We start from the raw sequence: 13984 nt of genomic DNA, 5'->3' as shown, positions 1-13984 counted from the left end.
TGCCCCTCACCCCGGCCTCTCCCGGCGGGAGAGCAAGTGGGCGGGCGCGATCATTCGATGCGGTAGTGGAAGGTGTTCTTCACGTCGGGCACGGCTACGGCCTGACCGTCGACCAGGCGCGGCTGGTAGCGGAAGGTGCGCGCCGCAGCGAGGGATGGGCGGACGAACAGCGGATGGCAGTCGCCGACCACCTGCGGGTCTTCCACGCGACCTTGCGGGCTGACCCGGTAGCGCACCGTGCAATCACCCTCGATGCCCTTGTCCAGGGCGCGATCCGGGTAGTCCGGGGCTTCCTTGGCGATGGGCTGGTAGGGGCGACTCGCGGCGGCGAGTTCGGCCTGGCGCGCACGCTCGGCAGCGGCTTCGGCCTGCTGGCGTTGCTGGGCCAGTTGCTGCGCCTGCACGCGCTGACGAGCCTGCTCCTCGGCCTGGCGGCGCTGCACTTGTTCGAGGTCACGCTGGCGCTGCTGCTCGATCTCGCGCTGCTCCACGCGTTTGCGTGCCAGGGCGGCCTGCTCCAGCTGACGCTGCTCGATGCGCGGATCGGGCGTCGGCGCGACCACGGGCGGCAGCGGCTCAACCGGGACCGGTGGCGGCGCGCTCACCTCGGGCTGCGGCGGTGCGGGAGGCGCTGGCGGGGCCAGGGCAATCAGCTGCGTGGTCAGCGTGCGCACCTGCGGCGCTGGCGGCGCATGCACCGACCACTGCGCCAGCAACAGACCGAGGACGATGGCGTGCAGCGCCAGTGCCACGCCCGCCGCACCGGCGTTGCGCAGCCAGGCGGCGGACGGCAATTGCAGGTCGAAGGGCGCGCTCTGCGGCATCACGGCGCTGCTCACTGCGGCGCCTCGGTGATCAGCCCCAGGTTGCTCACCCCGCCGCGCTGCAAGGCGGCCATGCCGGCGATCACCGTGGCGTAGTCGGCGGCGCCATCGGCGCGGATGTACACCTGGGTATCGCCGCGCGCGGCGATCAGCGCGCCGACCTTGGCGCTCATCTCCTCCAGGTTCACCGCGCTGTCGGTGCGGCCCTGGGTGTCCAGCTCGCTGCCGAGGTTCCAGTAGTAGCCGCCATCGGCCTGCACCGAGAGGGTCAGCACCTGTTGCTGGCTGTCGCTGGGCAACGCCTCGGCGGCCACCTTGGGCAGCTCGATCTTCACGCCCTGGGTGAGCATCGGCGCGGTGACCATGAAGATCACCAGCAGCACCAGCATCACGTCGATGTAGGGCACCACATTCATTTCGGCCTTGGGCGCGTGGGTCTTGTGCGGCTTGCGCATGCGCGTGTCCTCAGGCGGCCTGGGCCAGGTTCGGGGTCATCTGCAGGCGCCGTTGCAGGCGACCCTGCAGCTCGTTGCCGAAGGCGTAGAAGCGCGTGCTGAGGGTGGCCACGCGGGCGGCAAAGCGGTTGTAGGCGATCACCGCGGGGATCGCCGCGAACAGGCCGATGGCGGTGGCGATCAGCGCCTCGGCGATGCCCGGCGCCACGGTGGAGAGCGTCGCCTGCTGCACCTGGGACAGGCCGATGAAGGAGTTCATGATCCCCCACACGGTGCCGAACAGGCCGATGTAGGGGCTCACCGAACCGACCGTGGCGAGAAACGGCAGGCCCTTTTCCAGGCGCTCTTCCTGCTCGGAGATGGCCACCAGCAGGCTGCGCTCGACGCCGTCGATCACCGCTTCAGGCGAAGCGCCCGGCTGGCGCTGCAGCTGCGCGTACTCGTCGAAGCCGGCACGGAAGATACGCTCCAGCGCGGCGTCACCATCGGCCTCGGCACGGCCCTCGCGGTACAGCTGGGTGAGGTCGCCCCCCTGGCGGAAGCGGCGCAGGAAATCCTTGGCCAGACGCTCGCTGCGGCCGAGCAGCAGGCTGCGCTGGATGATCAGGTACCAGCTGGCGAGCGAGGCGCCGAGCAGGATCAACATGACCAGTTTGACCAGCAGGCTGGCGTCGTTGACCAGGCTCCAAACAGTCATCTGTTCGAGGGTGGCGTGCATGGTGGGGCTCCTTGGCATGGCAGGGTGAGCCGCGCGGTGCGCTTCCCTCACCCCAGCCCTCTCCCGCAGGAGAAGGGGTTAAGTGCTATTCGATTACGTCGCGGTTACCGGCTGATGACAGCGCCCCCGGCACGGACCGCCGAGTGCGCAATACCGGCAGGGCGCCTCACTCCAGCTTCAGCGCCTGGGCCACATCGCTCCAGGGCACGAACTTGAAGTTCTGCGTCTGCTCGGGCATGCGCTTGCGGCCGTCCTGCACCACCAGCATGCCGTCGCTCCAGGCGCCACCGAGGTTGGCCGAGGTCACTTCCAGTCCGTCGGTTTCCGAGGCGCCGTCGATGCCCAGCGCGCCGTTGAGGCCGACGCGCAAGGCGCCCTTGAGCGCATAGGGCGGCTCGGCGTCGAGCACCACATAGCTGTCGTTGCCCTGGCTGGAGATCACCAGGTAGTCCTGGTGGGCGGACTGGTACAGGCCCAGGCCCTCGACATCGGCCTTGAGCACATCGCCGACCTTCATCACCGCGTGCAGCTCGGTCGGGCCATCGGCGCGGGCATCCACGGCCCACACGCCGGCGTCCTCCTCGCCGAGGAACAGGCGCTGGCGCTGGTCGTCGGCCACACAGCCCTCGGGTTGGCTCTGCACCTCGAAGCGGCGCACCAGCTCACCCTGCACCTTGCCGTCCGGCGCGCTCAGGCGGTACTGCAGGAAGCTGCCGTCCTTGCCATTGGCGAAGGCGTACAGCTCGCCGCTGGCCGGCTGGAACAGGCAGATGCCGTAGATCTCCTTGAGCGGCGTGCGGATCTCGCCGGCCTCGCGCAGCTCGCCGCTGGCGCGGTCGATGGCGAACAGGCTGATGCTGTTGTGATCGCGGTTGCTGGCCACGGCCAGGTCGACGAGCTGCTCGCCCATGCGAAAGTTGGGGCGCACGTCGACGTTGTTCAGGCGGCCGACAGGCAATTCCTGCAGCAGCGTGCCGTCGAGGTCGTAAGCCAGCAGGCCCTGTTTCTTGTTGGTGCCGAGCACGCGGGACAACTGCGGCTGCGCGGGGTGAATCCAGATCGCCGGGTCATCGGCGGCATCGCCGTGGCGACCGACCGGCTCGCTCTGGCGCAATGCAGCGACGCTAGGCAGCACGGGCGGCAGCGCCACCGGCTGCGGTGCCCAGTTCAGTTCGCCTTGGTAGACACGCCCGCTGGCATCGTCCTGCACCAGCACGTCCAGGCCTTTTGCAGTAACGCGTACGTCGAGACGCTCCGGTTCTTCCAGGCCCGGCAGCGGCAGGCTGGCCACCGCGCGCCAGGTATCTTCCTGTTGCTGGTAGAGGTGCAGTTCGGCGCTGCCGGGGTCCAGTGCCAGCAGGCCGCCGGGCAGCGCGGCCATGGCGCCGGCGCTGGCCTTGAGGCTGCCGAACGGCTGCTGCATGTCTACCGGACGGCGGGCCACATCGGCTTCCGGGTGCGCGGCAAACGCCCACAGGCCGACGCTTTCCTCGTTGACGAAGAGCAGGCTGGCGGCATCGTCGACCTGGCAGTACTCGGCCTCGGGCGGCAGCGGCAGGCCGCGCACGCGACGCGCCTCGGTATTCAGCTGCTCGCCGGCACCCACCAGCCACTGCTCGCCGTGGCCGTCTTCACCGATGACGAACAGGTAGAGGTTCCGAGCGTCGTCGCGGTACAGGCACAGCCCGGCCAGAGCGAAGTCGCGCGCCGGTAACTGTTGCGGCTGGCCCCACTGGCGCGATGCCGGGTCGAGGGTGACCAGGGTGGCTTGCTGGGTGGCGTTGTCCAGGCTGGCGACCAACAGTTGTTGACCGACAAGGCGGCTGTCGAGGCCGCTGTAGCTGCCCGGCAGTTGCGCCAGCTGCTTGCCGTCGGCATCCAGCAGCAACAGGCCATTGCGCTCGCTGGCCGCCAGGCGCAGCTCGTTCGGGGCGCCAGCCGGCAGGAAGCGCAGGTCTTCGGCCTTGGCCTTCGCCGAACCGCCCCAGGGACTCAGCGTCAGGCTCGGCTTGGCCGCGGCGGCAGCCGGGCTGGCCAGCTCCTCGCAACCGCTCAGGGCCAGGAGCAGCGCGGTGAACAGCAGGCTGCGGGGAAAGAATGAATTCATTGCGTGGGTAATCCTTGTGAACACAGTGGTAAGCCACGGCCTGCCGGCCCTATCGCGTGGGTGCGCCTACAAAAGCTTTCGAGCACTTCCAGGCAGCACAAATGCGCGGGCACTGCGAGCTAGAGCCAGGCAAGGCGAGATAGGCCGAGGGAGCGGAATTTACGAGCTGTAAATGAGCATCCCGAGGCCTGTCTCAACGCCGCCTGGCCGACGCGCAGCAGGCCGCATCTAGAAATGCGTGAAGGTCAGGCCGAGCTTGTAGGTCGGGCCGTACTCTTCGTACTGGGCGTTGTAGGCGCGGCTGCCGGTGTAGACGTAGTAGCTCTCGTCGGTGAGGTTCTGCGCCTCGAACCTGAGCTGCAGGTTCTTGGTCAGGAAGTAGCCGGCGGCGAAGTCGACGAACACCTGGTCGTCGACGTGCAGGTCGTGCGCCTTGTCGTCGAGGCCGGCGACCTCGTAGAGGTAGTCGGACTTGTAGTTGGCCGACAGGCGCAGGCTGAGTTTGTCGTTCTCCCAGCCGAGCATCAGGTTGCCGACGCTGTCGGACTGGAACGGCAGGTCGATATCGCGTTCCAGGTTGCGCCCGCTGTCGACGTCGAAACCGGAGATGCTCGCGTCGGAGCGGCTGAAGGTGGCGTTGGCGCCCAGCAGCAGGCCGTTCCACGGCGCCGGCAGCCAGTCGAATTTCTGCGAGTAGGCCAGCTCCAGGCCGTAGAGCTTGGCGCTGTCGCCGTTGGCGAAGGTGTTGGCCTCGGCGAAGGTGGCCCATTCGCCGGTACCGGCAAGGTCGGCGTTGTAGATGAAGTGCTCGATGTCCTTGTAGAACACGAAGGCGGAGACCACGCCGGCGCGGCCCAGGTAGTGCTCGATGCCGAGGTCGAAGTTGCTCGATTCCAGCGGGTCGAGGGTCGGGTTGCCGAAGCTGGCTTCGTCGCCGTCGATGACGAAGCCCGGCGCCAGCTGGCCGAAGGTTGGGCGCACCACCGCGTTGGTCCAGGCGAAACGCAGCTGGGTGTCCTTGTTCAGGCTGTAGCGCACGTGCAGGCCGGGCAGCCAGTGGTGGTAGTCGCTGTCGGCTTCGATGGCTTCGTAGTCGCCATCGCGCAGGCCGGTGCCCTTGGCTTCGAACTCGGTGCCCTCGTAACGCACGCCGGCGATGATGCGCCAGTCGTCGATGTCCAGGGTGTTCATCAGGTAGGCGGCGTTGATGTCTTCGCTCATGTCGAAGTCGTTCACCCGCGACTCTTCCTCGTTGTAGTAGTCGCTGCGGTCGAGGCCGCCGATGAGGTTCTCCACCGCCCCGGCCGACAGGCCCGGACCGAAGTTGCCGAGGGCGTAGTCGACGCGCCCCTTGGTGAACCGGTCCATACCCAGCTGGGCATCGCTGAAGACCGTATCGAGGTCCTCGTAGGTCCAGATGTCGGTGTCGTTGTCCTTCTCGCGGCGGCTGAGCTTGCCGCCGAACTTCGCCTGGGCTGCGTAACCGCTCAGCTCGTAGTCACGGGCCAGGTCGAGCTTGATGTTCTTCTCGGTGTCGTTGGTGTTCTCCTCGGCCCACTCGACTTCGGTGAGGCTGAAGTTGGCCGGGTCGTAGAAGTCGCTGCCGGCGATCAGGCGCGGCTTGCGGCTGTTGCCGAAACCAATGCCGCTGAAATCGTCGTTGCCCTCGAATACCGCGCCGCCGATGTGCCCCGGCGTGTCCTGGCTGGACTTGCTGTAGCCGACCTGGCCATTGAGCGTCCACTGGCCGAACAGGCGTTCGCCGCCGAGCACGTAGGACTGGATCTCCTGGGTTTCCTCGCGGTCCTTCAGCTCGCGGAAGCCTTCGGCATCGCCGGTCTCGCCCGGCAGCTGCGCGTCGGCGAATTCGACGCCGGCGGCATTGCGTGTCTCGGTGTCCTTGAAGCGGCTGTAGAGGGTGCGCAGGTAGTAGCTGGAGAGGTCATCCGGCTGGTAGTCGAAGTTGAGGCCGAAACCGCTGCGCTCACGGGTGATGGCGTAGTCGCGCTGCTCCAGCGACTGCAGGCGGGCGCCGTCCTCGAAATCCCAGTCACCGCCGGTCTCGACGTTGTCCGAGCCGAAGTCGCGTTCCTGCCAGCTCAGCGCGGCGGCCACGCCGAAGTTGTCGGTGCCGTCGCCGAGGCTGAAGCGGTCGCTGATCGCGCCGGAGAATTTCGGGCTGGTCTGCTCGGTGTTCTCGTCGTAGCTGCCTTCGACCGAGCCGGTGTAGAACAGGCCCTTGTGGTCGAAGGCCGACAGGCTTTCCACCTCGATGGTGCCACCGAGGGAGTTGGCGTCCATGTCCGGGGTCAGGGTCTTGACCACGGTCAGCGACTGCACCAGTTCGGCCGGCAGCACGTCGAGGGCGACGGCACGGCGGTCGCTTTCCGGCGAGGGCACCAGCGTGCCGTTGATGGTCACGGCGTTGAGGTCCGGGCCCAGGCCACGCACGCTGACGAAGCGGCCTTCACCCTGGTCGCGCTCGACGCTGACACCCGGCAGGCGCTGCACCGCTTCGGCGGCATTCTGGTCGGGCAGCTGGGCCACGCCGTCGGCATGCACCACGCTTTCCACGCTGTCGGAACGGCGCTGCTCCTTGAGCGCTTCGTCGATGCTCGCGGCCTGGCCGACCACGTTGACGTGCTCGGTGGCTTCCTGCGCCCACAGCGGTGTGGCGACGATGGCCAGCGTCAGGGCGCTGATGGTGAAGCCCGCACGGCGGGCGGTAAGACGACGAGTGTGCATGCTGATCTCCCCAGACAAGCGTTCCGGCCGGGCCAGTACCCGGCGACTTGGAGCGCAAGCTAGGAGTGAGCGATGACGGTTCTGTGACAGGCCACCGGCACGGGCCCCGATTTACGGGCTTTTGCCGGGTTTCAGGGGCACGTTTGAGCTGAATCGACCCGCGTAGGGTGCGCCATGCGCACCGGAAGACTCATACCGGCGCCCCGGTGCGCACGGCGCACCCTACGGCAGAGCGACGCTCGACGCAGCGTCATTGAGCCAACCCGGCTCCGGCCGTCATAGCTGAACGCAAAATAATCGCGCAACCGACGTGAGCCGATTCGACCTCCCCCACTGCAACCATTCCGTCACACGGCTCTGCTCTGCTGGCGCCCACACCCCGTTCGTGGAGCCCGCGCGGCCATGCCATCCCTGCTCAGACTGCACCGCCTGAAACTCACCGCGCTGTTCCTCGCCGCCAACCTCGGCCTGCTTCTGCACCTGGCCGTGGGCGACCTGAAGAGCACCCAGGAATGGGTCTGGCTGGACGTGTTCGGCGAGGGCGGTTCGGCCGTGCTGTGCCTGGTCTGGCTCGGCCTGGTGCTGAAGAGCCGACCGGCCGGGCGGGTGACCAACCTGCTGGCCCTGGGCCTGTCGCTGGTGTTCTTCTCCTGGTGGATCGACTGCCTCGACGAATTCATCCGCATGCCCGAGCACATCACCTGGGACCACTGGCTGGAGTCGGGGCCGATGCCGGTCGGCCTGATTCTGCTGACCCTCGGCCTCTATCACTGGCACCACGAGCAGCTGGCGATCAGCGCGCAGATGGAAAAGCGCGAGCGGGTGTTCCGCGAGCACCGCCTGTTCGACAAACTGACCCCGCTGGGCGCCGCCGACTACCTGCGCCTGCAGCTGGAACAGAGTCTGGCGCGGGCGCGCAGCGAACAGCAGGCGCTGTCGCTGGTGATCATCGACCTCGACGATTTCAGCAGCATCAACCGCGTCTACGGCAACGCCGAGGGCGACCGCGTGCTGCAGGCGCTGACCCAGTTGCTGCTGCTCAACCTGCGCCGCCAGGATCTGCTCTGCCGCCTGGCCGGCGACCGCTTCGTGGTGCTCCTGCCGAACACCGGCGAGCGCTTGGCGCGCCAGCTCGCCGATGAGCTGCAGCAGGCCGTGGCGCACTTCGCGCACAAGACCGGCGAGCACGGCGAACGCCTGCAACTGCGCGCCAGCGTGGCCTCGGTGATGGCCCTGCAGGACGATGCGCAGAGTCTGCTGCAACGCCTCAACCTGGCGCTTGCCAAGGCCAAGCAGCCGCTCCACATCCGCAGCGCCTGAGGCCGCCGGCATGACGCTCAAGGCCGATTGGTACGAATGCGATCAGCGCTTTATCCCCGGTCACTACCAGCCGGCGGTGCTGCTCGACCTAGCCCTTTCGCGCGGGATCGACAGCCATCGCCTGCTGCGCGGCAGCGGCCTGTTCCACGAGGACATCCTCAGCGGCCAGGCGCTGCTCAGCCCGCAGCAGTTCCTCTGCCTGATCGACAACGCCCAGCGCCTGCTCGGCGCCGACGACAGCAGTTTCCTCTTCGGCCAGCGCCTGCTGCCCGGCCACTACGGCGCCGCCAGCCACGCCCTGCAGCAGGCCGCCGACCTGCACCAGGCGCTGGACATCCTGCGCCGACAGAGCGCTCTGCTCAGCCCGCTGCTCGGCCCGCGCCTGGTGCTCGACGAGCAGCACGCCCACGTCTACTGGCTGGACAGCTGCGGCGCCGGTGCGCAGCGGCGCTTCCTCCTCGAAGCGGGCATGACCACCCTGGTCGGCATGAGCCAGTGGCTGGCCGGCGAACGCCTGCCCTGGCAGTGCAGCTTCAGCCACGCACAACCGCGCTACATCGAACAGTACTGGGTACACCTGGGCGAGACGGTGCGCTTCGACGCGCCGCTGGATGTGCTGAGCATTCCGCGCGAGTACCTGCACCGGCCCTGGCCAGGGGCCTCGCTGACTGCCGGGCGCGTGGCGCAGCAAGACAGCCAGCGCCAGCTGGAGGCCCTCGGCGTGCGCCGCAGCCTGCTGGAAAGCCTGCACGGCCACCTGCTCGCACACATCCGCGAACCGTTGCAGCTGGAGGGCGTGGCCCAGGCCTTCGGCATGAGCCCGTCGACCCTCAAGCGCAAGCTGCAGAAACACGGCACGCACTTCCAGGAACAGCTCGACCTGGCGCGCAAGCACGTCGCGCTCTACCTCTACCGGGTCAAGGGCTACAGCAACGACGACGTCGCCGCCTACCTGCAGTTTCACGACAGCACCAACTTCCGCCGCTCGTTTAAACGTTGGACCGGCCTGGTGCCGAGCGACCTGCGCCGTTACTGGCAGGCGGGCTGACGGCTCAACGCCGGTGCGAAATGCCCCGTAGGGTGCGTCAGCAGATTGAGCGGGCGCGCCTCTCCGGCAGGATCAGGTCAATTCAGCGTGCGGACCGCTCAGGTAATCGAGCAGGCGATACAGAGTAGGCGCCACCGAGCTGCATTCGTTGAGGCCGTCGCGGATAGCCGCCGCGTCCTGCACCGCACCCGCACGAGCGAGGTCCTCGGGGCAGGCATCAAGCAGCGCGTTGACGCTCTCGGGCGTGCTCTCCAGGTGGCACTGCAGGGCAACCACACGCTCCTGCCAGACGAAGCCCTGGTTGGCGCACACCGCCGAGCGATACAGCGGCAGCGCTTCCTGCGGCAGGTCGAAGGTCTCGCCATGCCAGTGCAGCGCCATCAACTGCTGCGGCAGCATGCGCCCGAGCGGCGACTGGCTGGCCTGCGGCCATTTCTCCATCGGCCACCAGCCGATCTCCGCCTGCTCGCCAACACGCACGCTGGCGCCCAGGCTCTCGGCGAGCAGTTGGCCACCGAGGCACACGCCAAGCAGGCGCTTGCCGGCAGCAATCGCGGCGCCGAGCAGCTGCTTTTCCGCGGCCAGCCAGGGCAGCTCGCCAGCATCGTGCACGCTCATCGGCCCGCCCATGATCACCAGCAGATCGAAGTCGTCCGGCTGCGGCAAGGCATCGCCGGCGTAGGGATGGAACGTCCGCGCCGCGAACTGCCGTTGCCTCAGCCACTCGCCGATCAGGCCGGGGCCCTCGAACGGTACATGCTGGATGATTGCGACGCGCATCAGGCCACCTCCGATTTCTTGCGCCGCGCGCGGGTCATGGCCCGGCCGAGGCGAATGAGCATTTCATCGATATTGCCGTGGCTGACGGTCAGCGCTGGCGACAAGCGCAGGCAGTTGTGCTGCGGCGCGTTGATCAGCAGGCCCTCGGCCAGTGCCTCGCGCACCACAGCTGGCGCCGAGATACCCTGCAATGGCAGGCCGAAAAGCAGGCCGTGACCACGCAACGCACCCTGCTGGTGACGGGCCGAGAGGCGCAGCAGACCGTCGCGCAGGTGCTCGCCGACTTCGCGCACGTGTTCGAGGAAGCCCGGCTCCAGCACGGTGTCGAGCACCGCCAGGCCGGCGACGGTCATCAGCGCGTTGCCGTGGTAGGTGCCGCCCTGCTCGCCCGGCTCGAAGCAGCAGGCATTGCCGCGCGCCAGCAGCGCAGCCAGTGGCACGCCGCCGCCGAGGCCCTTGCCCAGGGTGACGATGTCGGCGCGCACGCCATACAGCTCCTCGGCGAGCAAGCTGCCGCAGCGGCCCATGCCAGTCTGTACTTCATCGAGGATCAGCAGCGCACCGCGCTCACGGCACAGGCGCTCAGCACCCTGCAGGTATTCCAGGGTCGCCGGCAGTACACCGGCCTCGCCCTGCACCGGCTCCAGCATCACCGCCACGCAGAGGCCGTCGAGTGCATCATCGAGGGCCTGCAGGTCATTGAACGGCAGCTTGTGAAAGCCCGGCACCTTGGGCTCGAACAGGTTCTGGAAAGCCGGCTTGCCGGAGGCCGACATGGCACCGAAGGTACGCCCGTGAAAGCTGTTGCTGGCGGTGATGATGCGGAACGCGCCGCTGCGGTAGCGCTGGCCCCATTTGCGCGCCAGCTTGATCGCACCCTCGTTGGCCTCGGCGCCGCTGTTGAGGAAGTACGCCTGATCGCTGCCGGTGGCCTGACACAGGCGCGAGGCCAGCTCCAGCATGCCGCGGTTGTAGTAGGCCGGACCGGGGTTGATCAGCTGCTCGGCCTGGCGCTTGAGCGCCTCGACCAGCACCACCGGGCTGTGGCCCAGGCTGTTGACCGCCCAGCCCTGGGTGAAGTCCAGGTAGGAGCGGCCGTCGCTGTCCCACAGCCAGGAACCCTGGCCACGCACGAACGTCTGCTGCGGGCGTTCGACGGTCTTCATCAGGCGGTCGCTGGCCCATTCCTCACGCATTTACTGGCACTCCTCATACTCGTATTCGATACCCAGCAGGCGCAGGCCCTGCGGCCCCTGCTCGACCACGCGGCGGCGCTCGCGGCGGATCTGGATGTGCAGGCTGAAGCCCTCTGCCGCCGGGAAACGCTGCAGCAACTCCTCGTGCAATTCGATGAACCGCGCGGCAGCCACGGTCATCTCGGCCAGCAGGCGCTCGTCGCGCAGCAACTGGATGCGGTAATCGTTCATGCGCTCAATCTCGTCTGGGCCGGGCCGAACAGGCGGTTTTCCCACTCTTCCAGCTGGTTGCTCTGCAGGCGCCGGGCGACCGTCTGCCGCCAGCGTTCGGACAACGCCTCGCATGCCAGCAGCTGCTGCAGGCCGGCGCGTTCCAGCGGGTAGTTGAAGTAGCTGCGCAGGGCCTGGGCCACGCTCAAACCGGGGTAGCTGCGCTGGACCAGTTCAAGCGGCTGGTCGATTCCGACCAGGCCCGGACGCAGCACGCGGTAGAACCAGCCGCAGCGGCTGTTCTCCTGCATGTCCAGCGGCAGTTGTGGCACGCCCCAGCGCAGGCCCAGACGGTAGCAGGGCGAGCGCGGTTGGCTGATCTGGAGGATCGCGCCGCCCCAGCGGAACAGGTCGCCGATGCACACCTGGCTCTCGCTCAGGCCGCGGGTCGACAGGTTCTCGCCGAACGCCGGCTGCTGCCAGTCGCGCTCGGGGTAGCGCTGTGCCCAGTACGCGTAATGCTCGGCGGGGTAATGGTGCACGGCGCGCTCGCTGCCGCCGTGAAAGCGCAGGTCGCCCTGTTCATCGCCGGCCAGGCCGAGGCTGTCGAGCCACACGGGCTCGGTGTGCAGGCGCTTGTTCAACGCACTGCTCAGTCCTCGCGCCGTTTGTTCGACTTTACCTATGAATAGCCCTTCGATGACTGGCCTGACCATATGCCCTCCGGCTACAGCTGCCTGGCTGATGTGGCGTAGGTTATGGCTCTAAGGCGTTTCAGACCATTTCGATTTACCAGCTTCATTGATAATCTAAACTTATCGATAAGCGATTTTCAGCAGGTAGGACGGTATGGATATTCGACAGCTGCGCTATTTCGTCGCCGTCTACGAGGAAGGCCATGTCGGTCGTGCCGCCGAGCGCCTCAACCTGTCGCAGCCGGCGCTCTCGCAGCAGATCCGCCAGCTCGAGCAGAACCTCGAGGTCGCGCTGTTTCAGCGCACCGGCAAACGCCTGGTGCCGACCCTCGCCGCGCAGACGCTGTACAACCACGCACTGCCGCTGATCGACGGCCTGGAAAAGGCCCGCGATGCCCTGCGCCATTTCCGCGGTCGGGCGCCGCGCAGCTTGGCCATCGGCGTGCTGCAGACGGTCAACGCCAGCCTGGTGCCACTGTTGCTGGAACGCCTGCGCGAGGCGCAACCGCACCTGGTGGTGCAGATCTACGAGCTGTCCGGGCTGGACATCGAGCGGCGTCTGCTCAGCGGCAGCCTGGACGTCGGCATCGGCTTCCTGCCGCCGCGCCAGCCCGGTCTGCACAGCCTGGAGCTGTATGAGGACGAGCTGCAGCTGGTGGTCTCGCCGCAGCACCCGCTGCGCGACTTCCGCAAGGTCTCGCTGGCGCAGGCCGCCGAACAGCCGATGCTGCTGCTCGGCGAGGAGTTCCGCGTGCGGCAGATCTGGCAGGAGCAGTTGGCCCTGCTCGGCCGCCGCCCGCAGGTGCAGGCCGAGCTCAACCACATGAGCGGCATCCTCGACAGCCTGCCGCACACCGCCACGCTGGCCACCGTGCTGCCGGGCCGCGCGCGCCAGCTGCATGCCAATCAGGGGTTGCTGTGGAAGCCGATCAGCGAGCCGCGCGTACCGTTGCAGGTCGGCCTGGTATTTCGCGATGCACAGCGCCAGCAGCCGACGCTGCAGCTGTTGCGCAATCTTCTCGAAGGGGTGCTGGAGCCGCGCTGAAAGGCGCTGCTCGCGGAAAAAGCGAACGGCAGAAAAAGAAAAACCCCGCTAGCGCGGGGTTCTGCAGACTGGTTCCTGACATCCTGGTCGGCGCGCCATCCTGGCGGGCGATTCCTCGATATCCCTGTTCTTTTCGGTGCGCTTCCTGCGCTTCGTCCATGGGGTGGCAGAGTAAACAGCTGCCCGGGGTTGAGCTAGCCGCGAATCGCCAGCACGCCATGTAAGCATTTACTTACATGGCCGCCGAGCAGGAAGGGCTACACAAATCCGCTGCGCCCGTTATCATCGCGCGCCCATTCTGATGCGCCGCCGCGCACGGTCCTGACCATGAAACCCCAACTGATCGCCGCCGCGGAAATCGACCGCATCGAAACCTGGAGCCGGTACAACAAGGACATGTGCAGCAGCTGCCATTCCACCTGTTGCACCATGCCGGTGGAAGTGCGCATCAGCGACCTGATCCGCATTGGCGTGGTCGACGATTTCGAGCGCAGCGAACCGCCGAAGAACATCGCCAAGCGCCTGCAGAAGGAAGGCCTGATCGAGCGCTTCAACGCCAAGTCGGGGATCTTCACCCTCACCCGCTTGAGCAACGACGACTGCATGTACTTGGATCGCAAGACCCGCCTGTGCAGCATCTACGACAAGCGCCCGGACACCTGCCGCAACCACCCGCGCATCGGCCCACGCCCCGGCTACTGCGCCTGGAAACCCAAGGTGCAGAGCCGCTGAGAGCGGCTTAGCCCGTGCTGTAGGGTCTGCCATGCGCAGGCAGATCTGCCAAGGGATGTTGAGTAGGCCGCGAATGCGGTTGCATGGCCCACTCGACGCCCCCGCCACA

The 13984-nt window shown here is 67.3% G+C and carries 13 protein-coding genes; 4 read left to right on the top strand and 9 right to left on the bottom strand.

Translation table 11 applies throughout. The annotated features are described in order from the left end of the window. Positions 1 to 50 precede the first annotated feature (50 nt). From IB229_RS11890 to IB229_RS11870, 5 genes are all read right to left on the bottom strand, one after another. On the bottom strand, positions 51 to 824 hold the full coding sequence (locus IB229_RS11890; RefSeq protein WP_192329388.1) for an energy transducer TonB: 774 nt from the start codon (positions 822 to 824) through the stop codon (positions 51 to 53). Positions 825 to 835: 11 nt separating this feature from the next. After that, on the bottom strand, positions 836 to 1279 hold the full coding sequence (gene tolR, locus IB229_RS11885; RefSeq protein ID WP_192328864.1) for a protein TolR: 444 nt from the start codon (positions 1277 to 1279) through the stop codon (positions 836 to 838). Between the two features lie 10 nt (positions 1280 to 1289). Continuing rightward, a complete protein-coding gene (gene tolQ / locus IB229_RS11880; protein WP_192328861.1) occupies positions 1290 to 1997 on the bottom strand; it encodes a protein TolQ in 708 nt (235 codons plus the stop codon). A gap of 166 nt (positions 1998 to 2163) precedes the next feature. Continuing rightward, complete coding sequence (locus tag IB229_RS11875; protein ID WP_192328858.1) at positions 2164 to 4104, bottom strand: phytase; 1941 nt, start codon at positions 4102 to 4104, stop codon at positions 2164 to 2166. A 228-nt stretch (positions 4105 to 4332) separates the two neighbouring features. Continuing rightward, entirely contained in the window at positions 4333 to 6849 is a 2517-nt protein-coding gene (locus tag IB229_RS11870; RefSeq protein WP_192328855.1) for a TonB-dependent receptor, read from the bottom strand. Positions 6850 to 7251: 402 nt separating this feature from the next. Here IB229_RS11870 and IB229_RS11865 point away from each other — a divergent pair, with 402 nt between their 5' ends. Together IB229_RS11865 and IB229_RS11860 are read left to right on the top strand one after the other, a co-directional pair. After that, positions 7252 to 8169 (top strand): GGDEF domain-containing protein, encoded by a 918-nt coding sequence (locus IB229_RS11865; protein ID WP_192328852.1) that lies wholly within the window; start codon positions 7252 to 7254, stop codon positions 8167 to 8169. Positions 8170 to 8179: 10 nt separating this feature from the next. Next, entirely contained in the window at positions 8180 to 9217 is a 1038-nt protein-coding gene (locus tag IB229_RS11860) for an AraC family transcriptional regulator (protein ID WP_192328849.1), read from the top strand. A 72-nt stretch (positions 9218 to 9289) separates the two neighbouring features. Here IB229_RS11860 and IB229_RS11855 read toward each other — a convergent pair whose 3' ends face one another. Genes IB229_RS11855 through IB229_RS11840 form a run of 4 tightly spaced genes read right to left on the bottom strand, consistent with a single transcriptional unit; the run spans position 9290 to position 12119 of the window. Further along, entirely contained in the window at positions 9290 to 9997 is a 708-nt protein-coding gene (locus IB229_RS11855) for a type 1 glutamine amidotransferase (RefSeq protein WP_192328846.1), read from the bottom strand. Beyond that, the gene (locus IB229_RS11850) at positions 9997 to 11193 is read right to left on the bottom strand and encodes an aspartate aminotransferase family protein (protein WP_192328843.1); all 1197 of its coding nucleotides are present in this window, start codon (positions 11191 to 11193) and stop codon (positions 9997 to 9999) included. The genes IB229_RS11855 and IB229_RS11850 overlap by 1 nt, the downstream gene beginning before the upstream one ends. After that, the gene (locus IB229_RS11845) at positions 11194 to 11424 is read right to left on the bottom strand and encodes a hypothetical protein (RefSeq protein WP_192328840.1); all 231 of its coding nucleotides are present in this window, start codon (positions 11422 to 11424) and stop codon (positions 11194 to 11196) included. Continuing rightward, a complete protein-coding gene (locus IB229_RS11840) occupies positions 11421 to 12119 on the bottom strand; it encodes an MOSC domain-containing protein (protein ID WP_192328838.1) in 699 nt (232 codons plus the stop codon). Before IB229_RS11840 ends, IB229_RS11845 begins: the two co-directional genes overlap by 4 nt. Positions 12120 to 12252: 133 nt before the next feature. Here IB229_RS11840 and IB229_RS11835 point away from each other — a divergent pair, with 133 nt between their 5' ends. Together IB229_RS11835 and IB229_RS11830 are read left to right on the top strand one after the other, a co-directional pair. After that, positions 12253 to 13143 (top strand): LysR family transcriptional regulator, encoded by an 891-nt coding sequence (locus IB229_RS11835; RefSeq protein ID WP_192328836.1) that lies wholly within the window; start codon positions 12253 to 12255, stop codon positions 13141 to 13143. A gap of 327 nt (positions 13144 to 13470) precedes the next feature. Next, positions 13471 to 13875, top strand: a complete 405-nt coding sequence (locus IB229_RS11830) for a YkgJ family cysteine cluster protein (RefSeq protein WP_192328834.1) — start codon at positions 13471 to 13473, stop codon at positions 13873 to 13875. Positions 13876 to 13984 lie beyond the last annotated feature (109 nt).

The sequence above is a fragment of the Pseudomonas sp. PDM14 genome (assembly GCF_014851905.1).
Taxonomy (GTDB): domain Bacteria; phylum Pseudomonadota; class Gammaproteobacteria; order Pseudomonadales; family Pseudomonadaceae; genus Aquipseudomonas.
Note: the sequence above shows the minus strand (reverse complement) of the source record. Positions and strands in the feature narration are given on the sequence as shown.